The organism is Nakamurella multipartita DSM 44233 (assembly GCF_000024365.1).
GTDB classification, from domain to species: domain Bacteria; phylum Actinomycetota; class Actinomycetes; order Mycobacteriales; family Nakamurellaceae; genus Nakamurella; species Nakamurella multipartita.
Map to the genome: position 1 here is coordinate 5261653 of NC_013235.1, position 24145 is coordinate 5285797.

Below are 24145 nucleotides of genomic sequence, written 5' to 3' on the forward strand. Positions count from 1 at the left end.
TCGCGTACCGGCCGACGCTCGTAGGCTCGGCGGGTGACATCCGAACGATCGGCGCCTGCCCCCGCCCCCTACCAACCGCCGGCGCTGCCGCCGGTGACGACGGGGGTCTGGCACGTCGCGGTGCCCGGCACGATCATCTGGCTGGTCGCCTTCGTGGTGCTGCTGTTCTTCATCCCGCAGCTGCAGAGCAACGACGCCATGATCTGGCTGTGGACCTGTCTGGCCGGCTTCCTCACCGGCCTGCTCGGCCTGTCGGTCTACGGCTGGCAGCGGCGGGCGGCCCGGCTGGGCAAGCGGTCGGCCAATCAGATGGCCCTGGACGAGAAGTTCTGAGCCGATCGGCCGACCCAGGCTGACCAACTCGGCGCCGAACCGGACATCTCAGGCGCGAATTCGCCGAGATGATCAGCCCGGCCGACCGGGGGAATCGGCTCCGGCCTCAGCCAGGGCGGCGCCGTCCTGGGCCGCGGAGGCCACCGCCAGCGCCCGGGACGACCAGCGGCCGGCGGCCCAGGCGGCCACCCGGCCCAGTGACTCGCTGGACCCGTCGCTGAAGTAGCGACCGGCCTCGCCCCACCAGCGCACCGGCGTCGCCTCGTGCTCGGCCACACTCACCCGGACGGCGTCGGCCACCGTCAGCGAGACCGCCTCGGGGTCCAGGCCGACGGCCTGCGCGGCCCGGGCCCAGCGGCCGAGCGCCGCCGCCGGGGCCGGGCCGGACGTACGAACCGTGCCGGGCCCCAGCGCGGACACCAGCGGCAGGTCCAGGACCCGGGCGACAGCCTGCGGATGGGCGCCACCAGGCACCAGCCGGCCGGCGTCGACGACCTGCACCCACCACGGCTCGTCCAGCACACTGGCCAGCTGCGCGTCGACGACGGCGCCGGTGACCGTGCGCACCCCGTCGGGCAGATCGACCTCGCGCTCGCCCAGGGCCGCCACCACCGCTGCGGTCAGGCCCGGCACCTGGGCCGCGGCGATCGTCCGGCCCGGGTCGGCCAACCGCTCCAGAAGGTCATCGGGGTCCTGCGCGGCGACGGTGGCCAGCTCGGTGCGCACGCCGATCCAGCGGGCCAGCCCGGCGTCGAGTCCGGCGGGCGCCGCGTCGTACAGGCCGGCCAGGTCGGTGGCCGAGGCCAGCCGCCACTGGTCGGGCGGGCGGCCGTCGACCAGGGCATGACGGCTGATCCACCAGCCGCTGTAGGACGGTCCGGCCGCGGTGGGCGCCAGGCATTCCCGGGCCCGCCGGTCGGCGGCGATCAGCGCCAGCGCCTGTGGCCACCGGTCCTCGTCGATCAGGTCCAGATCGGCCAGCGCACGGAAGGCGCCGTCGGTCGAACCGGCCTGCGCCCACTCGTCCAGGTCCGGCAACCGGTCGGCCAGCGCGTCCGGCACCGGCTCGGTGACCGTGACGACCGGAATCCCGTCCCGCACACCGGCCCGGACCAGCAGATCCCGCCCGTACCGGTCCAGCCACCAGTTCCCCACGACCACCTGGTCGACGTCGGGCTCGAGCAGCTCGGCGAACGGGGCCCCGGGCACCAGCAGCTCGGTCGCCGGCCAGGGGTTGCCGTCCTCGTCGGTCACCACCAGATCGGCCAGCAGGGCGGCCCTGGGCTCGCCGCCGGCCGCCAGCAGATCCAGCACGACGCCGGCCACCGACCGCACCTCGTCGGGGTCCGGGTCGACGTCCTCCAGCTCCCGACGGAGCTCGCCGACCCGGTCGGCCAGCGCCGGGTCGGCCAGCACCGCGGACGGGCCGGCCGGTGCGGCGCCCAGCCGGGTCAGCAGCGGGTGGGCGGCGTCCGGGTGCACCACCCGCAGGTCCTGCACCACCTCCCCGAGCCGGCGGGCCAGGTCGCCGCCGATGCCGCTGGCGCCGTCCGAGAGCTCGGTGAGCACCAGGCACCCGCGGGCGCCGACGGCGCGCCGGCCCCCGACCAGGGGGACCGGGATATCGGCCAGGTCGTCGGGACGGGGGCGGGGATCGGCCGCGGCCGCGGCCCGGTAGATCTCCCGCCAGAACGCCGGCGGCCGGTCGAGACCGGCCAGGGCCGCACTGACCTGGGACCAGGTCAGGGTCGCCGTGCCCAGCGGGCGGAGCCCGGCCAGCGCGGCCGGCGGCAACGGCGGCAGCAGGCCGGGGACGGCCTGCCCGATCGCGGCCGCCCCGTCGGCGTCCACCCCGGGCAGGACGCACGCCTGGCCCGGGGTGACCAGGTCACCGGCCGCGGTATGCAGCAGCGGCGTGGCCTCGGCCCGGCGCACGATCGCGGCGCGCAGGGCGGCGTCCACCGGGCCGGCCGGGAAACCGGCGGTCGGCAGCAGCCGCCACCGCTGCGCCGGGTCCTGGGCCTGGACCAAGTCGAGGTAGGCGTCGGCCGCCCGTTCCAGCAGGTAGTCGCACAGCGGTCCGGGGGCCAGCCGGCGCCGGGTGTCGTCGACCGGCAGAGTGGCGACCAGCCGGGCCGGCAGCGACAGCGGCTCGTCGGTCGGGGTCGGCGCGCCGATGCAGGACCCGCCGGCGTCGGTGCCGGACAGCACGTCGAGCGGGTCGGGGGTCGGTCCGTCCAGCGGCCGGATCCAGTGCACCGACCAGCGGGTCCGGCCCCGCTGTTCGACCGGCCGGCCGGCCAGCAGCGCGGCCGGCACCTCGCCGGAGCGGGTGATCACCCGGTAGCCGGTGCGGCGGCCGCCGTCATCGATGACGACCGTGCCGTCGGGGCCGGCGGACCGGGTGACGACCCGGTCGGGCAGATCGATCTCGTTCAGGTCGGGCAACGCCCACAGCAGATCCGGGGCGGTGTCCGGGTCGGCCAGCAGGGCGCCGACCTCGGCCCGGGCCGGTCCGGTCAGCGGCAGTCGCACCTCGGTGCTGAATCCGGGGGGCGGCGGTTCCTGCTCCGGGTCGGCCGGCCAGGGCAGGCGCAGGACGGGCACGTGCCCGCCGCGTCGCTCCAGCTCGGCGTCCAAGTGGGCGGACAGTCCGCGGACCGCGTCCCGGGTGGCCTCCGCATCGAACCGGATCCCGCCGGTCGTGGAGATCACCCGGGGCGCCTGCGTCCAGCTGAGCACCGCGGTGAAGCCGACCCCGAAGAAGCCGATCGAACCGGCGCTGTCCCGCTTGGCCGACGCGCGCAGCGACGCCAGCCCGGCCACCCCCGCCGCGGTCAGCGGGGCGCCGGTATTGGCCACCCGCAGCTCGCCGTCGATCAGCCGGATCCGCAGCCGGGCCGGAACGTCGGCGTCCCGGGCGGCGTCGACGCCGTTGGCGGCCAGCTCGACCAGCGCCCGGCCGGCGTACCCACCGGCGGCCAGCAGATCCTCGGCGTTCGCGTCCTCCCGGAAGCGGGCGCCGGACGCGGCCCACCCGGCCAGCACGACCCGGCGCAGCCCGGCCGTGTCGAACGGGTCGGGGAGATCGGTCGGATCGGGGTGGGTCACCGGGTGCTGGTCAGGAACCGGCGGCGGGCGGTTCGGCCGGCTCGAGGACGACGGCGTCCGCGGAGTGCACCGTGACCTCCGAAGACTCGACCGTCTCCGCGCTGGCCGGCCCCTCTGTGGCCGGCTCCGCGGTGGCCGGTTCCACGGAGGCGGTCTCGACGAAGGCCGGCTCCGCGATGACGGTCTCGACGGCCTCGACGACCTCGACGAGCTCGACTGCGGCCGACTCCTCGACGGCAGTCCCGGCGTCGACCTCGTCGGTCACAACCTCGGCGGTGACCTCGACGGTGCTGCCCTCGACGGTGCTGTCCTCGGCGGTGCTGTCCTCGGCGGTGCTGCCCTCGGCGGTGCTGTCCTCGGCCGGCTCGACGGTCGTCGCCTCCGGGGCCGCTGGCGCTTCCTCGACGCCCGGCCGGGCGTGCACCTCCAGGGTCAGCTCGTCCATCACCACGGCCGTGGTCGCCGAGATCATCGGCGCATCGACGACGGTCTCCGAGTGGGCGCCGCACCCGTAGGCGGCATCGACCACCCGGCCGTCGGCCGGCGAGAACTCGTTGGTGCAGGCACCGAACGCCTGCCCGAGCAGTCCCTCCAGGCGGATGTAGAAGCCGCAGGTACCGCAGGCCGCCGGGGCCTGCTGGGCCATCGGCTCACCCGGGCCGAACGGCCCGTCGTGCCACCGTGTGGCGGCGTCGTCGCGGCCGAGCCGGCCGAGCACCCGGACCCGCCCGAAGCCGAATTCGTACTCGACCTCGCGCACGGCCGGATCGTCCGAGTCGAGATAGCCGGGCACCAGCCGGTCGTCCTCCGGCGTGGTCGGCAGCAGGTCGCCGACGCCCAGATCGCCCGCGCGAACCCGCTGATCCCAGGGCACCCAGGCCGGCGCCAGCAGCGCGCCCTCGCCCGGCAGCAGCACGACCTCGCTGATCGTCGGATGGGTGGCCTCGACCACCGCGATCGTCACCAGCCAGTACCAGCCGCGGTAGCCGCGGTCGGTCGTGGCGAACGACGCGCTGGTGGCCACGGCGTCCTCGGCCCGGGCCCCGAGGTAGTCCCCGACCGCGGCCTCGATGCCGGCCTCCTCGACGGCGGCGGCGCGGGCCATCGCGATCAGCTCGTCGGACAGCACCACGACAGCGTTCGGCTCCCCCGATTCGCCGGCCGGGGCGCCGGCATCCGTCGCGCTGTCGCCAACAGCCACTTCTTCCACAGCCACAAAGCTCACACCGGTCATGATGCCGCAAGCGAGGGCAGCACCGGCACCACGTACCGGTACCGGATACCGAACGAACGACCGGGCCAGGTCCGGGCCCGGCGGGACCGGTGGTGTCGGGGGAATGCGGCAGGATGAATGGGTGCCCTCCTCCGACCACGATCCCCGCTGGGAAGCCCCCGCTTCCCCGCCGGATCCATGGCCGGACGTACCCCCGGCGGCCCCCGGGGCGGTCGGCGAGCAGCCGACCACCCAGCTGCCCCGGCACCCCAATCCGGGGGCCTATCCGTATCCCTACCCGGCCCCCGGTCCAGCCCCGAGCCAGCCCGCCCCGCAGCAACCACCGAGTCCGCCGGCGGCCGGTTGGCCCTCCGGCGCGCCGGCCGGACCGGCGGGCACCGGGGACGCCGTCGCCGGCCAGGCTCCGGCGGATCGGTACCGGCCGGCTCCCCGGGGCAGCCACCTGCCGCCGTACCAAGGTCCGTTCACGCCGCCGGGCGGGCCGAAGACCCCGGACACCGCAGGGCCGGCCGACGCCACCATGCCGGCCGACGGCGCCGGACGCGGGCGGCGGCCCAGCGGGCCCAAGAAGCTGACGGTGACCCGGGTGGCGGCGTTCCGCAGCCGGGAACTGACCACCAAGGGCGTGCAGATCTTCCAACGCGCGGCCACCGCGGACGGCGCCGACCGCTCCGGCCTGACCTCGCTGACCTACGCGGTGATGGGCAACTACGCGGTCGACGCGGCCCTGGCGGTCGCGCTGGCCAACACGCTGTTCTTCGCCGCGGCCAAGGCCGAGTCCAGCGGCAAGGTGCTGCTCTACCTGTTGATCACGGTGGCCCCGTTCGCGGTGATCGCGCCGCTGATCGGCCCGGCCCTGGACCGGCTGCAGCACGGCCGGCGCATCGCCCTGGCCGCGTCCAGCTTCGCCCGGGCGGTGCTGGCCATCGTGATGGCCGTCAACTTCGACTCCTGGATCCTCTACCCGTGCGCGCTGGGCATGCTGGTGCTGTCCAAGTCGTTCGGGGTGCTCAAGGCGGCGGTCACTCCCCGGGTGCTGCCGCCGGACATCACGCTGGTCAAGACGAACTCCCGGCTCACCGTGTTTGGCCTGCTGGCCGGCGGTGTGGCCGGTGCGCTGGCGGCCGCGCTGTCCTGGGCCTTCGGCAGCACCGGCGCGCTGATCTTCACCGCGATCCTGAGCGTGGTCGGCGGCTGGTTGTGCCTGCGGATCCCGGCCTGGGTGGAATCGACCGCGGGCGAGGTGCCGGTCGACGGGGTCAGGGCGCGGACCCGGCGCGCGTTCCCGCTGTCGATCACGACGACGCTGTGGGCCAACGGCAGCATCCGGGTGGAGACGGGCTTTCTGGCCCTGTTCATCGCGTTCGTGATCAAGAGCGAGTACGCCGACGCGAGCGCGTTCACCCAGCTGCTGCTGCTGGGCGTGGTCGGCGTCGCCGCCGGCCTCGGCGGATTCCTGGGCAACGCCATCGGCGCGCGCCTGCCGCTGAGCAAACCGGACCTGGTCTCCATCGGCTCGCTGGCCGCCGTGCTGCTGTCCACGGTGATCGCCGCGCTGATCCCGGGCCTGACCACCGCGGCCATCGTCGGGCTGGTCGGATCCACCGCGTCCTCGTTGGCCAAGGTCTGCCTGGACTCGGTCATCCAGCACGAACTGCCCGAGGCCAGCCGGGCCTCCGCTTTCGGGGTGAGCGAGACAGCCCTGCAGCTGTCCTGGGTGTTCGGCGGGGTGGTGGGCCTGCTGCTGGGCGGGGTCTGGACCTTCGGCCACGACAGCGTGTACACGATCGGCTTCACCGTGGTCACCGTGTTCCTGGCCGTCGGCCTGACCCAGAGCTGGCTGTTGCGCAAGGGCCGCTCCCTGTTCCCGTGGCTGCGGGCACCCAAGCGCAGCGGCAAGTCCCGCAAGACCGCCGCCGACACCACCGCGACGATGCCGGCCCCGAAGGATGCGACGTCACGGTGGTCCCCGCCGCCCCCCGCCTTCGGGCAGCCGCCGTGGGCCACCGGTCCCCGGCCGGCCGGGTCGGCGCCCGCGGGCCCGGCCGGATACCCGGCCGCTCCGGGACCGGCTCCCGCATCGCCCTACGGGTCCCCCGGCTACCCGCCGCCCGGCTGGGTGTCACCGTCGAACCCGCCGGCGAACCAGCCCGGTCCAACGTCGCAGCCGCCCACCGCCTACGGTCATGGCGCCCCGCACCCGACCGCCGATCAGCCCCGTCCGGCCCCCCGCGACGCCGGGTCCACACCGAGGAAGACCAGGGATCCGTGACCGACCTTCGACCGCTGCGAACCGAGACCGAGCGCGCCGGACGGCGCCCGCGCCGCTGGCTCGTCCTGGTGGGCGGGGTCGGGCTCACCCTGGCCCTGACCGCCTGCACCGCACCGCTGCCGGACGTCACCTTTTACGGCAACCGCGCCGCGGTCAGCTCCGGACCGACCCGCTGGTGCACGCTGGACTACACGGCCCAGACGGTCAACTGCACCGAGACCCCGGCCGACCAGGCCCCGCGGCTGAGCCTTCGGCCCGGCCAGCCGGTGCAGATCAACGTGCCCTCGGCGGTCGCCGACCAGCCGTGGACGGTCTACTTCGGCTACATCAACGAGGCCGGCGAGTTGCAGACCGGGCGCAGCGAGATCTTCAGCGACGGCCGGCTGGCGTACACCCTGCACCCGTTCAACGAGACCGACCAGTTCGTCTACGTCGAGGTCCGCAGCGGATTCGAGCTGACCCCGGGCACCGCCGGGGGGGTCGAGTACGCCTCGACCCAGGGCTGGTCATTGCGGGTCGATCCGGCCGCGCCGGCCGCCGGCACGAACGAGTGAGCCGAGGGTCCCGACGGGGACCCCCGGCTCAACCCGGAATGAGATCGGTCAGGCGTCGAAGTCGTTGGCCACGGCCCGCAGGACCTGGGCGATCCGGCCACCCAGCGCCCGGTCCGGGTACCGGCCGCGACGCAGGTCGGGCAGCGCCTTGGACTCCAGGAGCTTGATCATGTCGTCGACCAGGCCGTGCAGCTCCTCGGCCGGCCGGCGGGTCGCCGCCACCACCGAGGGCGGCGCCTGGAGCACCTTGACCTGCAGCGCCTGCGGGCCGCGACGGCCGTCGGCGACCCCGAACTCGACCTTCTGCCCCGGCTTGAGGGTCGCCACTCCCGCCGGCAACGCCGACGAACGCACGTGCACGTCGTCCCCGCCGCCGTCCTGCGCGATGAAACCGAAACCCTTGTCGGCGTCGTACCACTTGATCTTGCCGCTCGGCACCCAACTCACCTGTCCTGATCGGGGGCGAAGACCGCCCGGGTGCCACATCCCCTGAGAAAAGCACCGAACTGCCAGCTTACCGGCGCGCCGAGGGTGCCCGATCCCACGCAGGGTGCCCGGTCCCACACACCGCGGCCGGGGTGCGGGACGGACCCGCGGCCCTATTCTGGGTGCCATGCCATCTTCGTCGGGGGTCCGGACGTCCTCGCTGCTCGTGCGCCTGGGCGTCGGCTGCTTCGCGCTCGGGCTGATCGCCATCGCGGTCGTCTTCGGGTTGTTCGCCACCGGCGCCCACGACCTGCCGCTGTGGCTGAACCTGGCCGCCATGCTCGCCCCGGTCGGCTTCGGCCTCGCCCTGATCGGCCTGTTCCGGCAGGCGCGCCGGCCCCGGCGCGGCCCGGTCGCGGCGGCCGCGGCGGAACCGGCGGCCCGGTGACCGCCGGCCCCGGGCCGATGGTGGTCCAGGTCGCCCAGCACGTGGCCGACCTCGACCGGGCCACCGCGTTCTACACCGAGACCCTCGGCCTGCCGCTGATCGCCCGGTTCGGCCCGTTGGTCTTCGTCGACCTCGGCGGCACCCGGCTGCTGCTGGACGAGTCCGCGCCGCCGGCCCTGCTCTACCTGCGGCTGGACGGGCTCGACCGGCAGATCGCGCACCTGCGCCAGGCCGGGGTGGAGATCGTCGCCGAGCCGCACGACATCTTCACCGACGACGACGCGGTGTTCGGCGGGCAGTGGAAGGTCGAATCGCAGGCCTTCATCCGTGACTCCGAGGGCAACCTGCTCGGGCTGGTCGGCCACCGCGGCTGACGGGTCCCGCGCGCTCGGACCGGGGTTCGGATCGAACCCGACCGGCCTAGTGCACCGTGGCCACCAGGTAGGACGACAGCCAGGCCGGGAACCGGGAGAGGTCGGGCAACACCACGTCCGCACCGGACGCGGCCAGGTCCTCGGCACTGTTCGGCCCGGTGGCCACCGCCACTGCCATCGCGTCGGCCGCCCGGGCCGCGGTCACGTCACCGATGTGATCGCCCACGTACACCTCGGCGCCCAGCTCCCGCAGCGCGGGCGCCTTGCCGGTGCTCCACACGTCGCCGACCACCGCGGCGACCTCGATGCCCAGGGCGTCCAGGTGGCTGACCGCGTTGGCCGCGAACTTGCCGGTGACGACGACGGACCGGCCGCCCCGCTCGGCCACCGCCCGGACTGCGGCCATCGCCCCCGGCAGCGCCACCGTCCGGGGGACGGCGAGCTCGGGGGTCAATTCGCGGTAGCGGCGCACCAGGTGGGCCACCGTCGCGTTGTCGAGGCGGTAGCGGGCCAGCTCCTGCTGCAGCGGCGGGCCCAGGCGGGTGACGAAAGCACGTCCGTCGAGCGGGATCCCGGTCTCGGCGGCCAGCACGTCGAACACTTCGACGATCCCCGGCCGCGGGTCGATCAGCGTCATGTCCAGGTCGAAACCGACGGTGAAGCTCATGCCGGCCGCCCGTGCACCGCGACCCCGGGAAGGTCTGCGTGGTGTCGGTGCTGTCGTCGGTCGGCCTGGCTCACCGGATGAGGGTAAAGGCCCCATCGTCCGATCACGGGCGCTCGGTGCACCCTGAGGCCGGACGGTGATACAGATGTTACGCGGGGTCAGATGACGGTCGGGCGCGTCGAGGCCGTCGTTACGATGAACCGATGCCCCGACGGCCCGCGCCCGCCGAGCCGTCGTTGCGGCGGCTGCGCCTGGCCTGTGTCGCCGCGCTGGTCGCGTTCGTCCTGATCATCGCGGTCATCACCATGTGGCCCGGCCCCCCGGCGCCCGGCGGTCAGAGCTGGCTGCGGGAGTACTTGCAGCGGGCGCACGCGCACGGCCTGCCCCGCTGGATCTCCTTCGGCAAGATCGAGTTCGCCTCCAACATCGTGATGTTCGTCCCACTCGGGCTGTGCGGCGCCCTGGCCCTGGCCCGGCACCGCTGGCTCGTCGTCCCGGCCGCGGCGCTGGCCTCGGCCGCCATCGAGACCATCCAGCTCGTGGCCCTGCCGGCGCGCTACGCGACGGTGCGCGACGTCGTGGCCAACACGACCGGCGCGCTGATCGGCTACCTGCTGGCCCTGGCCACCCTGGCCTACCTGCGCCGGCGGGCCCGCGCCCGATCGAGTGTGCAGCAACCGCCCTTATCCGCGCCGATAGGGACCGTTTCTGCACACCCGACCGCCGGACACCCGACCGCTGGACGCCCGACAGGGCCGACGCGGCCCCGCTGACCCCTACCAGACCGGGGAGATCACCCGGAACGGATCCTCGGTGTGCCCGATCAGGTCGGCCACCGAGTTCAGGATCAGGGTCGGCCGGAACGGGTACTCGGCGACGGTCTCCATGGTCGAGATGCCGGTCATCACCAGCACCGTCGGCATGCCCGACTCCAGGCCGGCGATCACGTCCGTGTCCATCCGGTCGCCGATCATCAGGGTGCTCTCGGAGTGGGCGCCGATCGCGCGCATCGCCGAGCGCATCATCAGCGGGTTCGGCTTGCCGACGAAGTACGGCGTCCGGCCGGTCGCCTTCTCGATCAGCGCGGCCACCGCCCCGGCCGCCGGCAGCACGCCGGCCCGGCTCGGGCCGGTCGGATCAGGGTTGGTGGACACGAACCGGGAGCCGCCCAGGATCAGCCGGATCGCGGTGGTGATCGCCTCGAACGAGTAGGTCCGGGTCTCCCCCAGCACCACGTAGTCCGGGCTGCGGTCGGTGAGCACGTAGCCGGCCTCGTGCATCGCGGTGGTCAGCCCGACCTCGCCGATGACGAACGCGCTGCCGCCGGGCCGCTGATTGTGCAGGAACTGGGCGGTGGCCAGGGCCGAGGTCCAGATCCGCTCCTCGGGGATGTTCAGGCCGCTGGCCAGCAGCCGGGCCCGCAGGTCGCGCCGGGTGTAGATGGGGTTGTTGGTGACGACGATGAAGTTGGCGTTGCGCTCGGTCAGCTCCGAGATGAAGGCGTCGGCCCCGGGGATCGCATGCTCCTCGTGGACCAGGACGCCGTCCATATCCATCAAGTAGGACCAGTCCGTGGGAATCTGGGTGTCAGTCACGCGCTCCATGATTGCGTGCGACGGGGCTTTGCACACAACTGGGCGCACCTGACGGACCGACCGAGCCGGCGCGACCATCGGTGAGAGGGGCTCGATGACGCAGGCCGACCCGGACGTCACACCGTCGCTGCGCGCCGTCTTGGAGACGGTCGGCGCCATCGCCGCCGACCTCGACCTGGACGTGACCCTGCAGCGCATCATCGACGCCGCCGCCGAACTGGCCCGGGCCCGGTACGGCGCCCTGGGGGTGCTGGAGGAGTCGACCGGGGCGCCGCTGTTGCGCGAATTCGTCACCCACGGCATCAGCCCGACCGAACGGGCCCTGATCGGCGACCCGCCGGTCGGGCACGGCGTGCTGGGCCTGCTGATCGACAACCCCGAGCCGGTGCGGATCGACGACCTGGCCAGCCACCCGCTGTCCTCCGGTTTCCCGGCCAACCATCCCGCGATGACGACCTTCCTGGGCGCCCCGATCCGGATCGGCAACCGGGTCTTCGGCAACCTGTACCTGACCGAGCGGGCCGGTGGCGGTCCCTTCACCGACGACGACACCGAGCTGGTGGTCGCCTTCGCCGCGGCCGCCGGAGTGATCATCGAGAACGCCCGGCTCTACGAGCGGCTGTCCCGCCGGCGGCGCTGGTTGGAGGCCGCCGCCGAGGTCAGCCGCATTGTGCTGGGCAACCAGGACCGCCGATCGACCGATGTGGCAACCCGGCTGGCCCTGTCGGCCGGAGAGGCGGACGGCGCGGTGATGTTGCTGGACGCCCACGGCGTCATCGCCCCCGGCGCCCAGGACGGCGGCCTGCGGGTGGCGGCCACCGCCGGCGCCCCGATCGAGGACCCGTTGGCCGATCCGCGCGCCGAGCAGGTCTGGCGCACCGGGGAACCGGTGCCGCCGCGGCGCACCGGGGACCTGATGGTTCGCTTCGGCAGCACCAGCCGGATCAACGGGGTGCTCTGGCTGCACTGGTCGCCCGAGCGGATCGACCGGGTGCACGACTCCACGATCGAATCGGCCCAGGCCTTCGCCGACCAGATGGCCCTGATCCTGGAAGTCGCGGTGGCCCAGGACGACCGGGCCCGGCTGGCCGTGTTCGAGGACCGCGACCGGATCGGCCGCGACCTGCACGACCTGGTCATCCAGCGGCTCTTCGCGGTCGGCCTGACCCTGGAGAACACCGCCCGGATCGCCGGCCCGGGACGGATCGCGGACCGGGTCGACGCGGCCGTGGACCAGCTGGACCAGACCATCAAGGACATCCGTCGGACCATCTTCGAGCTGGCCAACCCGGATCGCCCGGACGACCTGTACGACGACGTGCAGATCGCCGTCGGCGACATGCTGCCCTCGTTGGGCTTCCGGCCGTCGGTCACCCTGAACGGGCCGCTCAACAGCGCGGTCCCCGAGCAGGTGCGCACCCACCTGCTGGCCGTGCTGCGGGAGGCGTTGTCCAACGTCGGCCGGCACGCCCGGGCCAGCAGCGCCACCGTGACGCTGTCGGTGGACAACGCGCCGGAGCCCAGCGTCGAGCTGGTCGTGGAGGACGACGGCCGCGGCCTCGAGGCCGCACTCGACGGCACCCTGGCCGGCAACGGCCTGCCCAACATGCTGGCCCGGGCGGACGCATTGGGCGGCACCTGCACGCTGGGGCGGGGCGAGACCGGCGGAACGAGGGTGGTCTGGCGGGTCCCGCTGCGCTGACGCGCGGCCGAGGGCCGGTCCTGATCAGATGGGCCTAGTCGGGCAGGTGGTGCTTGGCCGCGAACAGCGCGGCCTGGGTGCGCCGCTGCAGACCGAGCTTGGCCAGCAGGCTGGAGACGTAGTTCTTGACCGTCTTCTCGGCCAGGAACATGGCCTCGGCGATCTGCCGGTTGGTCATCCCCTCGCCGATCAGGGCCAGCACCCGTCGTTCCTGCTCGGTCAGCGGAGCCAGGGCCGGGTCCAGCTCCGGACCCTTGCGCACCCGCTCCAGCACCCGAGCGGTGACCGCCGGGTCGAGCAGGGACTGCCCGGCGGCGACCCGGCGCACCGAGTCCACCAGGTCGCTGCCGCGGATCTGTTTGAGCACGTAGCCGGCGGCGCCGGCCATGATGGCGGCGAACAGGGCCTCGTCGTCGTCGAAGGAGGTCAGGATCAGGGCGCGGATCTCGGGGTTGCGCGAGCGCACTTCCCGGCACACGTCGATCCCGGACCCGTCGGGCAGCCGGCCGTCCAGCACGGCGACCTGCGGCCGCAGCGCCGGGATCTGCGCCAACGCGTGGGAGACCGAGCCCGATTCGCCGATGACCTCGATGTCGCCGTCGCTTTCCAGCAGGTCCTTCAGACCCAGCCGGACGATCTCGTGGTCGTCGAGCAGGTAGACGGTGATCTTCCCCCCGCTGGGCGCGGGTGCGGGCGTGCCCACGGCGTAGTCCCCTGTCACGTTGTCCCCTGTCATCGTCTCGCTCGTCCCGTCCTACCGTACGGACATGACGGACTCCCGCCGCCCCCACGAGGAGGGGCGGCGGGAGTCCGGTTGATCTACGCGGGTTTGTCCGCGATCAAGTGCTCAGCGCAGCCAAGCCTGGCCACCGGTCACGCGTGCCCACCACGGCGCGATCCCGAAGTAGCGTCCGGCTCCGATGACTGCCAGCACGATCAGCACCAGCGCGTAGATCAAGTGATAGTCCATGAACGGGTTCGTCGAACCGCTGGCCTCACCCGACGAGGTGAACTGAGCGAACGGCCATTCGGCCGCCCACATCAGGAGCATCATCAGGGACCCGGCGACCGCCGAGATGTTCATGAACACGCCCAACATGACGGCCAGGCCGACACCCAGCAGTCCCAGCATGAACAGCGTGTCCGCCCACCAGGTGCCCGCGATCGAGTTGTACGCGGACTGGAACGGACCGATGTCGACATTGGACAGGAAGCCCTTGGTCGGAGAGCCACCGTTGATCCAGGCCCGAGCACCCGGGGTGGCGTAGCCCAACCCGAAGAGCTTGTCCAGGAAAGCCCACAGGAACACGAACCCGATGGACAGACGCAGCAGCGCGATCGCGATGGCGCCGCCTGAGGTGATGGTGACGGGCGTGGCCTCGGTTCCCAGGACCGGGGCGTGGCCAGTGGTGCCAGCGGCCATGATGGTCATCTCCTTGTGACTGCCGATCCCGACGCGGTCTCGGACATCTCCAATGGTCGTCATCGGTCGGGCACAGCACCCGGGCCGAAGGTCCTGATCTGACGGGACGTTGGCGTCATCCTTGATCTCGACCGGTCCCGACGGGCCTCGAACTGCCCCCGCGGAGCCGACGCCGTACCTTGACCGCATGACGATGCGGTTCGGAGTCTTCATCCCCCAGGGCTGGCGTTTCGATCTGGTCGGCATCGAGCCGGCCGAGCAGTGGGCGGTCATGTCCCGCCTGGCCCAACGGGCCGAAGCCGGTCCCTGGGAGTCGCTCTGGGTCTACGACCACTTCCACACCACGCCCATCCCGTCGCAGGAGCCCACGCACGAGGCGTGGACGCTGATGGCGGCGTTCGCGGCCAGCACATCGCGGATCCGGCTGGGTCAGATGTGCACCTGCATGTCGTACCGGAACCCGGCGTACCTGGCCAAGGTGGCGGCCACGGTGGACATTGTCTCCGGTGGCCGGGTCGAGATGGGCATCGGCGGCGGCTGGTACGAGCACGAATGGCGGGCCTACGGCTACGGCTTCCCGCCGGCCCGGGAGCGGCTGCGGGCCCTGGACGAGGGCGTGCAGATCATGCGGCAGGCCTGGCGGGACGGGGTGGCCACGCTCGACGGCCGGATCTACCAGGTGGACGGGGCCATCGTGCGGCCCCTTCCCCTGCAGGAGGGCGGGATCCCGCTGTGGATCGCCGGCGGCGGCGAGCAGGTGACCCTACGGATCGCGGCCCAGTACGCGCAGTACACCAATTTCGACGGCACCCCCGAGGGCTTCGCGCACAAGTCGCAGGTCCTGGCCGAGCACTGCCGCCGGCTGGGCCGCGACTACGACGAGATCACCCGCTCGGCCAACTACAACGTGATCATCGGCCGCGACGAGCGTGAGGTGGCCGACAAGCTCGATCGGTTGCAGGAGCGCTATACCGCGCTGATGGGCGAGCAGAAGGCGGCCGCGCAACTCGGTGCGTTCCGCGGCATGCCCGGGGTGGGCACGCCGGAACAGATCGTGGCCAACCTCTCGGCCCTGAACAAGGCCGGCATGACCTACGCCATCACCTATTTCCCCGAGCTGGCCGACGACACCTCGAGTCTGGAGCTGTTCGAGTCCGAGGTCGTCCCGGCGCTGGTCTGACCGCCTGATGACGGCGCCCTGGGGGTCGTTCACGCCCGACAGCGCGCTGCGGCCGGGTCGTTTCGACCCGGCCGCGCTGATCGTGGTCGGGCTGGTGCGGGGAGCGGCCCCGGTCCTGTTCGTGCTCGGCGTGATGAACGGGCTGCTCACGGTCGGCAACCACCTCGAGTCGTTGCCCGCGATCGCCACGCCGATGCAGGCTTTTCGCGCGCTGCTTTCGCCGTTCGCGCCGGCCGCCGTCGCGGTGCTGCTGCGGTTCGGTGGCGGCCTGCTGGCCTTGGCGTTGGCCTACCCGCTGAGCCGGCAGGTCACCGGATCGGTCATCGGCCCGGACATCGTCAAACGGCCGCTGCGGGTCTGGCAGGACCGGCTGCACCTGGTCCGTGCCTACCGGTCGATGCGCTGGACCTCGCCGGTGCGCACCCAGGCCATCGTGCGGCTCGGCCGCACCGGGTACGTGCTGCCCTGGGTGGGCACGATCCTGACGATCCAGTTCTGGGTGTCGCTGGTCGCGCTGCTGGTGGTCTCGTACCTGCTGGTGCGGGGCGGTGGGTGATCTCAGCCGGCGCGCCCGGTCAGGATCTGGGCCACCTGCTCGATCGCCGCCGCCTCGGCCAGGGTGATGACCTCGTCCGTATCCCGGTCCGGGGCCGCTTGGCCACGCCGATGGCCACGTCGACCAGCCAGGCCCGAACCTGCTCGGCCTGGTCCGCGGGCAACCGGTCGAGCAGGGGCAGCACGCCGCGCAACTGCTCCTCACCGACCGACCGGAGCCGGTCGGCCTCGTCGGCGCCCACGCTGGGCACGCCCGATCGGCCGGCGATCAGCTTGCGTCGGGTGGCGGCCAGCAGCTCGGTGGCCGGCCCGGCCGTGACCGGGGCCGCCCCGCCCCGCATGGCCACCACCTGCCTGAGCAACCCGAGGGTGGAGGCATGGTGGGCCGACCACACGCAGTAGGTGGCCCCCATCGCCGCCCGCGCGACCAGGGTGACGTCCTCGCGTGCGGGCATGCCCTCATCGTGTCATTCAGATGCCCAGCAACTTCGCCTTGGCCGCGGCAAATTCGTCGTCGGACAGGATGCCCTGCTCCTTGAGGCTGGCCAGCCGCTGGATCTCGTCGGCGATGTTCGACCCGCCGGCCGGGGCCGCGGCCGGCGGAGCCGGCTGCTGGTACTGGGGTTGCTGGTATTGGGGCTGCTGGTACTGGGGCGGCTGCTGGTACTGCGGGTCCTGGTACTGGGGCTGCTGCTCCGGCGCGCTCTGCTGCTGCTGCTCGTACTCCTGCGCCTCCGCCTTCTGGTTCCAGCGGTTCACCTGGCGGCGCGACACCCGGTTGGACACCGCGGTCGCCGTCCCGGCCACCACCGCGGTCCGGGCCATCATCCCGAGCAATCCCATGGCCGGGCCCTCAGCTCTCGGCGCCGGACAGCGCGGCCAGCACGGCCTCGCGGGGCACCCGCGCCTGGTCCAGCACGACCGCACCGGAACCCTCGAGGGCACTGACAAACGGCGCCGCCCAGGTGTTCTCCCAGCAGATCACGGCGATGGAGGAATTCGGCTCGAGCACGTCGGTGAGCTCGGCGACGTCCTCGGCGTCCAGCAGGCCGCCGGGCACGTCGCCGTCGATGCTGGTGAACAGGGGGCCGTACTTCTCGGTGATCCCGGCCAGCTCCAGCGACCCGACCTCACCGTCGGCGGTGCGGTAGGCGAACAGCAGGTCCAGCACCCGAATGGTGCCGGAGGAGATGAGCTGCTCCAGGGCCGGCAGGATCGCGCCGTTGAACTCGTTCCCGGGGAAGGCGACTTCCAGCACGTCGACCGGTCCGATATCCATTCCCTGCTCCTTCGTTGATCACCCACGCACCGGCGGACACCGGTGGGTCCCCAGATCTCACCGAAGGTGACCGGTCCGGGCATCGTCCGATCAGGATGAGCCGCCGGTCCCCGCGGCGGGCACCGGCCGGTCAGGCGACGAGTTCGAACCGCATCCCCAGGGCCACCGCGTGCGCGCGGTCGTTGGCCCCGAGCTTGCGGAACAGCCGGCGAGCATGCGTCTTGACCGTGTCCTCGGAGACGAACAGCTGCTTGGCGATCTCGAGATTGGAGAACCCGTCGGTCATTCCACGCAGGATCTGCAATTCACGGTCGGTCACCGCCAGGGACGGTCGATGCTCGATCGGGCGCCCGTCCCACCCGGTGCGCCGGCTGCGGGACGAGCCGTTGAGCGCGGTGTCGCCGTTCTGCTCGAGGATGACGAAACCACGGGCCCCCGCGGCGATCGCGGCGCTCAACGCGGCCGGATCCATCCGCGTTCCGACGGCCACGACCCGGGCGGACGGGCAGACGCGGTGCAGCCGTTCGATGACCGCGATCGCCGGACCGGCCGGGTTGCGCACGGCCACGAAAACGATGTCCGGCGCCCGGGCGACGAACAGTTCCAGCAGGTCATCGGCGTCCTCGGCCAGGTCGAGGCAGGCCCCGGGGACCGACTTGGCGACAATCTGGGCGATCGATTTGGCCAGCCCCGACTCGTCCCAGAGCAGAGCCCGGTCGACCGGCCGCCAGCGCGGTCCGACCGTTGCAACATTGCTCATTTGGCCCCCTCAGCACCACCGAACGGCACCCGAACAGCCCGACTGTTCACGTGAACGCCGTGACTACAGAGAGTAGACCACTCTTACGTTCTGCAATCAACTCGACGCGGACGGTGATGTCACCCTGCTGGCATGAGGAGCCCCCGAGCGGGCTGTGCTTAGATCGAACGGCCGCGTGAGCCGGATTTCGGCTCCGTCCGCTCCCGACGCCGAGGTCGGGTCGTGCTCGCCCGTCACTCGCTCGATGCACGGTCGTTCCTCGGCACCGGTCCCTGTTTGTCGACCGCTCCAGGAGGAGACCATGTCCGAGCTGATCGTCATCGGTTACGACAACCACGACCAGGCCACCGAGGCCTACAACGAGGTCCTGTCGATGCAGGGCGACTTCGTCGTCGAACTGCAGGGACTCGCCATCGTCAACGTGGACGCCGAAGGCAAGAGCCACGTCGAGACCCCGCAGAAGATCGTCGGCATGAGCGCCGCCTCCGGCGCGCTGTGGGGCATGCTGATCGGCCTGCTGTTCTTCGTCCCGTTCTTCGGCCTCGCCCTCGGCGGCCTGATGGGCGCCCTGTTCGGCAAGCTCGGCAAGTCCGGCATCAACGACGAGTTCCGCTCGCAGGTCAACTCGTTGCTCGAGCCGGGCAACGCGGCGGTGGTGATCATGGCCTCGAAGATCACCGACGACAAGTTCGCCGACCGGATGAGCAAGTACGGCGGCAAGCTGCTCAAGACCTCGCTGTCCGAGGAGGACGAGAAGGAACTCGCCCACGAACTGGGCGAGGCCGGGGTGCCCAGCACCACCGCCTGAACCGACCCGATCGACCGTTTCGCCGATGGACCGGCGACCGTGGCCCGCGCCCGGTCGGCCGGTCCATCGTCGTTTCCCGGCCGGTCGTTGGTTCCCCGCCCCGGTCGGGCCCTGGCTAGTACCGCGAACCAGCGGCACACTGGCCGGGTGCCACCGATGTCGCTGCCGGGCCGGGTCGTCCCCGCCGCGCCCCGGCCGGCCGAGTTCGCCCGCGGCGCCCGGTCGCAGCGATCGACCACCGAGCAGCGGCAGGCCGCCGGCCGGGCCGCCCGGACGATCATGCCGTTGGCCGACCACGCCGACCTGGGTCCCGGTGACCGGGACCCGGTCGCGCTGCTGGAGGAGCAGGCGGCCACCCGGGTTCAGCGGCTGATCCCCATCCGGTACGGGCGCATGCTGGCCAGCCCGCTGACCTTCCTGCGCGGCGCGGCCCGGCTGATGGCCGTCGACCTGGGCGCCGGTCCCGACTCGGGGCTGCGAGTGCAGCTGTGCGGCGATGCCCACCTGAGCAATTTCGGCTTCTACGCCACTCCGGAACGCCAGCAGGCCTTCGACATCAACGATTTCGACGAGACCCATCCGGGACCGTTCGAATGGGACGTCAAACGGCTCGCGGCCAGTGTCGCGATCGCCACCCTGGTCAACGGCTTCGCCCCGAAGAAGGCCCGCACCGCGGCGCTCGCCGCGGCGGCCGGCTACCGCACCGAGATGAATCGGCTGGCCGGGTTGGGCACCCTGGCGGTCTGGTACGCGCACCAGGACGTCGACGGCATGCTCACCGACATCCGTTCCGAGGCCGGTGATGTCGCCGCCGAGCAGCTGGGTTCGGACGTGGCCAGAGCACGCTTCCACGACAGCAATCACGCCCTGCGCAAGCTGTGCACGACGGTGGAAGGGCAGGTCCAGTTCCGCAACGATCCCCCGCTGATCGTGCCCGCCGAGGAGCTGCTGCCGGCCTGGGGTCAGAACGTCGACGACGCCTACGACCTGGTCGGCCGGCTGGTGCGCGCCTACCGACGCGGGCTGCAAAGCGACCGCCGGTACCTGTTCGATCAGTTCACCGTGGTGCAGCTGGGCTTCAAGCTGGTCGGCGTGGGCAGCGTCGGGACCCGCGCCTACGTGGTGCTGTTGGACGGCAGCGACGCGCAGGACCCGCTGATCCTGCAGGCCAAGGAGGCCCAGCCCTCGGTGCTGGCCGACCAGCGGCCCGCCCCGACCCCGCGGCCGGCCGACGAGGGCAATCGGGTGGTGCACGGTCAGCGGCTGCTGCAGATGACCAGCGACATCTTCCTCGGCGCGGTCCGGGCGACCGGGATCGACGGCGCCCGCCGCGACTACTACGTCCGTCAGCTGCGCGACGGCAAGGGATCGGTGGACGTCGACCGGCTGCGGCCCCGGGCGATGGCGTTCTACGCCCGGGTCTGCGGGCAGACGCTGGCCCGGGCGCACGCGCGGTCCGGGGACCGGGTGGCCATCGCCGGCTACCTCGGCTCCGCGGCGACGTTCGACGAGGCGATCGCCGACTTCGCGCTGGCCTACGCCGATCGCAGCGTGGTCGATCACGCCGCGCTGCGGCAGGCGGCGGCCGACGGGCGAATCGCGGTGCGCGAGGGCGTCTAGGACGCTCCTGAATAACGGTCACTTGTGGGTTCGGGAGTTCGCTTTGGGACAGTGGGAGCGTTCGCGCGTGATCGGGCTGTCAGGCGTGGTCCTGAGTCGTCGCCCGGCCCTGGATGATTCTCCTGACTGATCGGAGGGACGGGCCGTTGCTCACGGCCCGGTGAGGTCTCGTGCCGGCCGGTCAGGCCGGTGCAATGGTCCACGTCCCGCTCACCCGCGTCAGCCCGAGGGTGAGCATTCGCCTGAGGTTGATCGCAGCGGCGCGGTGGTGCCACCAGTGGTCGTTCTTGGCGACGCCGCGGTAGCGGACTTTGCGGTTGCCGCGGACCAGCCAGGAGATCGATCGTTCGACCATCGGCCGGTGCCGTCGGTAGACCTGTTGGAAGTCCTCGGTTTCCGCTTGTCGACGGGCCGCCCTGAGCAGGCTTTCGTACTCGGTCAGCTTCAGCGATCGACCGGCGTCGCTGGTCGTGCATTGGGCCCGGAGCGGGCAGCCGCGGCAAGCCGCTCCGAAGGTGACGGACCATTGCGCGGTGATCGACCGGGTCACCCCGTTCGGGCAGGTGGCCGTCCTGGCCTCGGGGTCGACGGTGAAGTCGTCCAGGGTGAACCCGCCCGGCACGGCCGACCGCAGCGGGAACGGCTTGATCAACGCGATGTGCCCGGCATGGTCCAGTTCGGCCCGCGCGGATCCCGATCCGTACGCCGAATCGGCCAGCACGTGCAGCTTTTCGGTCTCCTGTGCCAGCAAGGTGGGTCCAACCTCGGCGTCGCTGTTGCCGCGTCCGCTGGCCATGGTCACCGCGCAGGCGGTGACCAGACCGGTGTCGGGTTCGACCGCGATGTGTGCCTTGAACCCGTCCTGCCGCCGGTGGACGGTCTTGTGGGCGTGCCGCGCCTCCGGGTCCACGGTGGAGATCACCCGGTCCGGGGCGACCCGCTGCGCGATCCGCCACCGTCCGTCGGTGCCGTCCGAGCCCTCGACCGGTTCCACGTCCTGCCCGGCGACCAACGCCAAGAGGGCGACCGCGTCCGCCGCCTTCGGTCCGAGCTCCTGGTCGGGCAGGTGTCCCAGCACCCGATGCGCGTCGGTGACCAGCGCATCGACAAGGGCCTCGCGGGCCTGCTGATCGTTCCAGGCGATCGCCGGTTTGCCCGGGTCGTCATAGTCGTGAGCCGAGCAGTGCTCGCCGACGACCTCGGCGGCGCCGGGTACCTCGCGGCGGACCCGGCGGATCGCCGCGATCAACTGGGTGACCGTGTCCTGGGTGGCGACCGCGTCGTCCAGGATCGTGGAATCCAACGCTCGCCTGCTCTTTCCAGCCAGCACCCCGGTCTGGTCCACGACCTGGCGGACCGCGTCGAAGATCCGGTTCGGCGACTGCGAAGCGGCCAGCCGACGCCGCCAGTACGTCAATGTCGTGGCATGGAACGCCGCAGCGGTCACCGGTAACCCGCACGCTGCCTTCCACCGCAGATCGAACGTCACCGAGTCCACCGTGTCCGCGTCGGACAGGCCGTGCAGAGCCTGCAGCACAATCACCGACGCCATCACGTCGGCCGGCACTGACGGGCGGCCCCGACCCGACGGAAACAGATCCGCGAACATGCCGTCCGGGAACACCTCCCGACGGTGCGCGGCCAGAAACGCGAACACGCTGCCCGGCTTGAGCAGCCCACCGACTACCGACTCGGCATCCAACAACTCACGCTGATCCCGCGACCGACCCTGCACACCAAGATCATCCCGAACCCACAAGATCAACAGGGGCCGACATACGGATAATTCAGGAGCGTCCTAGATCCGGCCGGCGCCGGGGCCGGCACTTCCACGGACCGGAAGGGCCGGACGGCCGGACGGGCGGGACGCCATGCTGGCGGTCATGAACGGGACCGTCTCGCGCAGCGTGACCGCGAAGGCGCTGGCCGTTCTGGGCACCTTCGACCCCGGCCACACCCGGCGGACGCTGTCCGAGATCGCCACCGCCGCCGAGCTGCCGCCGTCCACCACGCACCGCCTGGTGGCCGAGCTGGTGGCCTGGGAGGGGCTGACCCGCGGCGCCGACGGCCGGTACGAGATCGGGCGCCGGATCTGGCTTCTGGGATCGCTGAGCGCCCTGTCCCGGGAGCTGCGAGCGATCGCCCTGCCGTTCATGCAGGACCTGTCGGCGACCACCGGGGAGAACGTGCACATCGCCGTGCTGGACGGCGACCGGGCCCTGTACATCGACCGCATCTCCGGCCGGCGGGCGGTGCCGGTGGTCAGCCGGCCGGGCGCCCGGCTGCCCCTGCACGCCACCGGCGTGGGCAAGGTGCTGCTGGCCCACGGCGACGACGGGCTGCGCGAGCGCACCCTGCGCAGCCTGCCGCGGCTGACCCCGTTGACCGTCGTCGAGCCCGGGCGGCTGCAGCGCCAGCTCCAGCAGATCCGCGAACGCGGGTACGCCACCACCCACGAGGAGATGACGGCGGGCTCCAGCTCGCTGGCCGTGCCGGTGTTCGACCGGGACGGGCGGGTGGTGGCGGCCCTGGGCCTGGTCACCGCCAGCACCCGGCGGGAGTTGATCCGGCTGGTGCCGGCGGTGCAACTGGCCGGGCGGGGCGTCAGCCGGATGCTGGGTTCGACGCGCTGACCCGGTCGGCGACCGGATGGGTGTGGTGGATGGCCCCGTCGGTGTGCGACAGCGGGCGCCCGGCGCCGTCCCAGCGCCGGGCGACGATCTCGGCGGCGATCGAGACGGCCGTCTCCTCCGGGGTCCGCGCGCCCAGATCCAGCCCGATCGGCGAGGCCAGCCGGTCCAGCTCGGCGCCGGTCAGACCGGCCTCGCGCAGCCGGGCCAGCCGGTCGTCATGGGTGGCCCGCGACCCCATCGCCCCCACGTAGGCGACCGGCAGCCGCAGCGCGTCGACCAGCACCGGCACGTCGAACTTCGGGTCATGGGTGAGCACGCAGATCACCGTCCGCCCGTCCAGCGCCCCGGCCTCGACCTGGGCCCGCAGGTACCGGTGCGGCCAGTCCACGATCACCTCGTCGGCGTCCGGGAACCGGCGGGCGGTGGCGAACACCGGCCGGGCGTCGCAGACGGTCACCCGGTAGCCCAGGAACGAGCCGATCCGGGCGACGGCGGCGGCGAAGTCGATGGCCCCGAAGACCAGCATCCGCGGCGCCGGCGCGAAGGAGGCGACGAAGACCGACAGTCCCTCGCCCCGCCGCTCGCCGTCCGGCCCGTAGGTCAGGGTGGCCGTCCGGCCGCTGGCCAGCAGGCCCCGGGCGTCGTCGCCGACCGCGTCGTCCAGGCGGGCACTGCCCAGGCTGCCGGCCACATCGGTGGTCCAGACCACCAGATGGCGCCCCACCTGGTCCGGCCGGCCGGCCGTCACCGTGGCCAGGGCCACCGGCTCGCCCGACTGGATCGAGGCGGCCAGCGGACCGAAGTCCGGGAAGCCGGTCCGCGACACCGGCTCGACGAACACGTCGATGATCCCGCCGCAGGTCAGGCCGACCGAGAAGGCGTCGTCGTCGGAGACCCCGTACCGCTGCGGCACCGGGACGCCGGAGGCGACCACCGACTGGGCCAACTCGTAGACGGCGCCCTCGACGCAGCCACCGGAGACCGAGCCGACCGCGGTCCCGTCCGGGCCGACGAGCATGGCCGCGCCCGGTGGGCGGGGGGCGGAGCGGAAGGTGCCGGTGACGGTGGCCATTCCGACGGTTTCACCCGCGGACCACCAGCGCAGCAGATCGGCCAACACCTCACGCATGGCGTTCCTCCTTGCACCCCCTCTCCACTATGACTGATCCGG

General features: G+C 72.4%; 25 protein-coding genes. 12 read left to right on the top strand and 13 right to left on the bottom strand.

Annotated features, from left to right (window positions below; genetic code table 11):
- The first annotated feature begins 33 nt into the window (after positions 1 to 33).
- The gene (locus NAMU_RS23415; RefSeq protein ID WP_015749816.1) at positions 34 to 333 is read left to right on the top strand and encodes a DUF2530 domain-containing protein; all 300 of its coding nucleotides are present in this window, start codon (positions 34 to 36) and stop codon (positions 331 to 333) included.
- Between the two features lie 72 nt (positions 334 to 405).
- On the opposite strand, the gene NAMU_RS30150 is transcribed toward NAMU_RS23415, so the two are convergent.
- Positions 406 to 3444 (bottom strand): sacsin N-terminal ATP-binding-like domain-containing protein, encoded by a 3039-nt coding sequence (locus tag NAMU_RS30150; RefSeq protein ID WP_015749817.1) that lies wholly within the window; start codon positions 3442 to 3444, stop codon positions 406 to 408.
- A gap of 10 nt (positions 3445 to 3454) precedes the next feature.
- On the bottom strand, positions 3455 to 4669 hold the full coding sequence (locus tag NAMU_RS27810) for a DUF3027 domain-containing protein (RefSeq protein WP_217180611.1): 1215 nt from the start codon (positions 4667 to 4669) through the stop codon (positions 3455 to 3457).
- Between the two features lie 130 nt (positions 4670 to 4799).
- On the opposite strand from NAMU_RS27810, the gene NAMU_RS23430 reads away from it, so the two are divergent.
- Positions 4800 to 6950, top strand: a complete 2151-nt coding sequence (locus NAMU_RS23430; RefSeq protein WP_174299012.1) for an MFS transporter — start codon at positions 4800 to 4802, stop codon at positions 6948 to 6950.
- Entirely contained in the window at positions 6947 to 7504 is a 558-nt protein-coding gene (locus NAMU_RS23435) for a DUF2771 family protein (protein ID WP_015749820.1), read from the top strand. The genes NAMU_RS23430 and NAMU_RS23435 overlap by 4 nt, the downstream gene beginning before the upstream one ends.
- A 48-nt stretch (positions 7505 to 7552) precedes the next feature.
- On the opposite strand, the gene NAMU_RS32005 is transcribed toward NAMU_RS23435, so the two are convergent.
- On the bottom strand, positions 7553 to 7942 hold the full coding sequence (locus NAMU_RS32005) for a cold-shock protein (RefSeq protein ID WP_015749821.1): 390 nt from the start codon (positions 7940 to 7942) through the stop codon (positions 7553 to 7555).
- A 175-nt stretch (positions 7943 to 8117) separates the two neighbouring features.
- Between NAMU_RS32005 and NAMU_RS23445 the strand changes: the two genes are divergently transcribed.
- Both NAMU_RS23445 and NAMU_RS23450 read left to right on the top strand, forming a co-directional pair.
- The gene (locus tag NAMU_RS23445) at positions 8118 to 8378 is read left to right on the top strand and encodes a hypothetical protein (RefSeq protein ID WP_015749822.1); all 261 of its coding nucleotides are present in this window, start codon (positions 8118 to 8120) and stop codon (positions 8376 to 8378) included.
- On the top strand, positions 8375 to 8752 hold the full coding sequence (locus NAMU_RS23450) for a VOC family protein (RefSeq protein WP_015749823.1): 378 nt from the start codon (positions 8375 to 8377) through the stop codon (positions 8750 to 8752). Before NAMU_RS23445 ends, NAMU_RS23450 begins: the two co-directional genes overlap by 4 nt.
- 46 nt (positions 8753 to 8798) lie before the next feature.
- Here the strand turns inward: NAMU_RS23450 and NAMU_RS23455 are convergent, their stop codons facing one another.
- A complete protein-coding gene (locus NAMU_RS23455) occupies positions 8799 to 9419 on the bottom strand; it encodes an HAD family hydrolase (protein WP_015749824.1) in 621 nt (206 codons plus the stop codon).
- A 203-nt stretch (positions 9420 to 9622) separates the two neighbouring features.
- Between NAMU_RS23455 and NAMU_RS23460 the strand changes: the two genes are divergently transcribed.
- Positions 9623 to 10192, top strand: a complete 570-nt coding sequence (locus NAMU_RS23460) for a VanZ family protein (protein WP_015749825.1) — start codon at positions 9623 to 9625, stop codon at positions 10190 to 10192.
- 3 nt (positions 10193 to 10195) lie between these two features.
- Here the strand turns inward: NAMU_RS23460 and NAMU_RS23465 are convergent, their stop codons facing one another.
- Positions 10196 to 11023: an HAD-IIA family hydrolase gene (locus NAMU_RS23465; RefSeq protein WP_015749826.1), complete on the bottom strand. Its 828-nt coding sequence runs from the start codon at positions 11021 to 11023 to the stop codon at positions 10196 to 10198.
- Between the two features lie 85 nt (positions 11024 to 11108).
- Here NAMU_RS23465 and NAMU_RS23470 point away from each other — a divergent pair, with 85 nt between their 5' ends.
- A complete protein-coding gene (locus NAMU_RS23470; protein WP_015749827.1) occupies positions 11109 to 12716 on the top strand; it encodes a GAF domain-containing sensor histidine kinase in 1608 nt (535 codons plus the stop codon).
- Positions 12717 to 12750: 34 nt separating this feature from the next.
- Here NAMU_RS23470 and NAMU_RS23475 read toward each other — a convergent pair whose 3' ends face one another.
- Positions 12751 to 13452, bottom strand: a complete 702-nt coding sequence (locus tag NAMU_RS23475; protein WP_015749828.1) for a response regulator — start codon at positions 13450 to 13452, stop codon at positions 12751 to 12753.
- 111 nt (positions 13453 to 13563) lie between these two features.
- Entirely contained in the window at positions 13564 to 14139 is a 576-nt protein-coding gene (locus NAMU_RS23480) for a DoxX family membrane protein (RefSeq protein ID WP_015749829.1), read from the bottom strand.
- Between the two features lie 193 nt (positions 14140 to 14332).
- Here NAMU_RS23480 and NAMU_RS23485 point away from each other — a divergent pair, with 193 nt between their 5' ends.
- Both NAMU_RS23485 and NAMU_RS23490 read left to right on the top strand, forming a co-directional pair.
- Positions 14333 to 15319, top strand: a complete 987-nt coding sequence (locus NAMU_RS23485; protein ID WP_041371445.1) for an LLM class F420-dependent oxidoreductase — start codon at positions 14333 to 14335, stop codon at positions 15317 to 15319.
- A 7-nt stretch (positions 15320 to 15326) separates the two neighbouring features.
- Complete coding sequence (locus NAMU_RS23490; protein ID WP_015749831.1) at positions 15327 to 15875, top strand: hypothetical protein; 549 nt, start codon at positions 15327 to 15329, stop codon at positions 15873 to 15875.
- A gap of 19 nt (positions 15876 to 15894) precedes the next feature.
- Here the strand turns inward: NAMU_RS23490 and NAMU_RS23495 are convergent, their stop codons facing one another.
- From NAMU_RS23495 to NAMU_RS31620, 4 genes are all read right to left on the bottom strand, one after another.
- Positions 15895 to 16329, bottom strand: a complete 435-nt coding sequence (locus NAMU_RS23495) for a hypothetical protein (protein WP_015749832.1) — start codon at positions 16327 to 16329, stop codon at positions 15895 to 15897.
- Positions 16330 to 16345: 16 nt separating this feature from the next.
- The gene (locus tag NAMU_RS23500) at positions 16346 to 16717 is read right to left on the bottom strand and encodes an SHOCT domain-containing protein (RefSeq protein WP_015749833.1); all 372 of its coding nucleotides are present in this window, start codon (positions 16715 to 16717) and stop codon (positions 16346 to 16348) included.
- 10 nt (positions 16718 to 16727) lie between these two features.
- Positions 16728 to 17153, bottom strand: coding sequence for a DUF6325 family protein (locus NAMU_RS23505; protein ID WP_015749834.1), 426 nt, complete (start codon positions 17151 to 17153; stop codon positions 16728 to 16730).
- Between the two features lie 130 nt (positions 17154 to 17283).
- Positions 17284 to 17913 (bottom strand): helix-turn-helix transcriptional regulator, encoded by a 630-nt coding sequence (locus NAMU_RS31620; protein WP_015749835.1) that lies wholly within the window; start codon positions 17911 to 17913, stop codon positions 17284 to 17286.
- 301 nt (positions 17914 to 18214) lie between these two features.
- Between NAMU_RS31620 and NAMU_RS23515 the strand changes: the two genes are divergently transcribed.
- Together NAMU_RS23515 and NAMU_RS23520 are read left to right on the top strand one after the other, a co-directional pair.
- Entirely contained in the window at positions 18215 to 18721 is a 507-nt protein-coding gene (locus NAMU_RS23515; RefSeq protein WP_015749836.1) for a DUF1269 domain-containing protein, read from the top strand.
- Positions 18722 to 18877: 156 nt separating this feature from the next.
- Entirely contained in the window at positions 18878 to 20341 is a 1464-nt protein-coding gene (locus NAMU_RS23520) for a DUF2252 domain-containing protein (protein ID WP_015749837.1), read from the top strand.
- 181 nt (positions 20342 to 20522) lie between these two features.
- Here NAMU_RS23520 and NAMU_RS23525 read toward each other — a convergent pair whose 3' ends face one another.
- Positions 20523 to 22076, bottom strand: a complete 1554-nt coding sequence (locus NAMU_RS23525; RefSeq protein ID WP_012814020.1) for an IS1182-like element ISNml3 family transposase — start codon at positions 22074 to 22076, stop codon at positions 20523 to 20525.
- 148 nt (positions 22077 to 22224) lie between these two features.
- Between NAMU_RS23525 and NAMU_RS23530 the strand changes: the two genes are divergently transcribed.
- Positions 22225 to 22974, top strand: coding sequence for an IclR family transcriptional regulator (locus NAMU_RS23530; RefSeq protein WP_041371449.1), 750 nt, complete (start codon positions 22225 to 22227; stop codon positions 22972 to 22974).
- Here NAMU_RS23530 and NAMU_RS23535 read toward each other — a convergent pair.
- Positions 22946 to 24103: an XdhC family protein gene (locus NAMU_RS23535; protein WP_015749839.1), complete on the bottom strand. Its 1158-nt coding sequence runs from the start codon at positions 24101 to 24103 to the stop codon at positions 22946 to 22948. The two genes, NAMU_RS23530 and NAMU_RS23535, sit on opposite strands and share 29 nt — an antisense overlap.
- Positions 24104 to 24145 lie beyond the last annotated feature (42 nt).

What these genes read in the sequence shown, in the direction of transcription:
- NAMU_RS23505 (WP_015749834.1), bottom strand. Translation starts at nt 17,153, where the DNA reads ATGGATATCGGACCGGTCGACGTGCTGGAAGTCGCCTTCCCCGGGAAC.
- NAMU_RS23475 (WP_015749828.1), bottom strand. Translation starts at nt 13,452, where the DNA reads ATGACAGGGGACAACGTGACAGGGGACTACGCCGTGGGCACGCCCGCA.
- NAMU_RS23495 (WP_015749832.1), bottom strand. Translation starts at nt 16,329, where the DNA reads ATGCCCGCACGCGAGGACGTCACCCTGGTCGCGCGGGCGGCGATGGGG.
- NAMU_RS23480 (WP_015749829.1), bottom strand. Translation starts at nt 14,139, where the DNA reads ATGGCCGCTGGCACCACTGGCCACGCCCCGGTCCTGGGAACCGAGGCC.
- NAMU_RS23460 (WP_015749825.1), top strand. Translation starts at nt 9,623, where the DNA reads ATGCCCCGACGGCCCGCGCCCGCCGAGCCGTCGTTGCGGCGGCTGCGC.
- NAMU_RS31620 (WP_015749835.1), bottom strand. Translation starts at nt 17,913, where the DNA reads ATGAGCAATGTTGCAACGGTCGGACCGCGCTGGCGGCCGGTCGACCGG.
- NAMU_RS23465 (WP_015749826.1), bottom strand. Translation starts at nt 11,023, where the DNA reads ATGGAGCGCGTGACTGACACCCAGATTCCCACGGACTGGTCCTACTTG.
- NAMU_RS23445 (WP_015749822.1), top strand. Translation starts at nt 8,118, where the DNA reads ATGCCATCTTCGTCGGGGGTCCGGACGTCCTCGCTGCTCGTGCGCCTG.
- NAMU_RS23470 (WP_015749827.1), top strand. Translation starts at nt 11,109, where the DNA reads ATGACGCAGGCCGACCCGGACGTCACACCGTCGCTGCGCGCCGTCTTG.
- NAMU_RS23530 (WP_041371449.1), top strand. Translation starts at nt 22,225, where the DNA reads ATGAACGGGACCGTCTCGCGCAGCGTGACCGCGAAGGCGCTGGCCGTT.
- NAMU_RS23535 (WP_015749839.1), bottom strand. Translation starts at nt 24,103, where the DNA reads ATGCGTGAGGTGTTGGCCGATCTGCTGCGCTGGTGGTCCGCGGGTGAA.
- NAMU_RS23500 (WP_015749833.1), bottom strand. Translation starts at nt 16,717, where the DNA reads ATGGGATTGCTCGGGATGATGGCCCGGACCGCGGTGGTGGCCGGGACG.
- NAMU_RS23490 (WP_015749831.1), top strand. Translation starts at nt 15,327, where the DNA reads ATGACGGCGCCCTGGGGGTCGTTCACGCCCGACAGCGCGCTGCGGCCG.
- NAMU_RS23455 (WP_015749824.1), bottom strand. Translation starts at nt 9,419, where the DNA reads ATGAGCTTCACCGTCGGTTTCGACCTGGACATGACGCTGATCGACCCG.
- NAMU_RS23515 (WP_015749836.1), top strand. Translation starts at nt 18,215, where the DNA reads ATGTCCGAGCTGATCGTCATCGGTTACGACAACCACGACCAGGCCACC.
- NAMU_RS23520 (WP_015749837.1), top strand. Translation starts at nt 18,878, where the DNA reads ATGTCGCTGCCGGGCCGGGTCGTCCCCGCCGCGCCCCGGCCGGCCGAG.
- NAMU_RS23485 (WP_041371445.1), top strand. Translation starts at nt 14,333, where the DNA reads ATGCGGTTCGGAGTCTTCATCCCCCAGGGCTGGCGTTTCGATCTGGTC.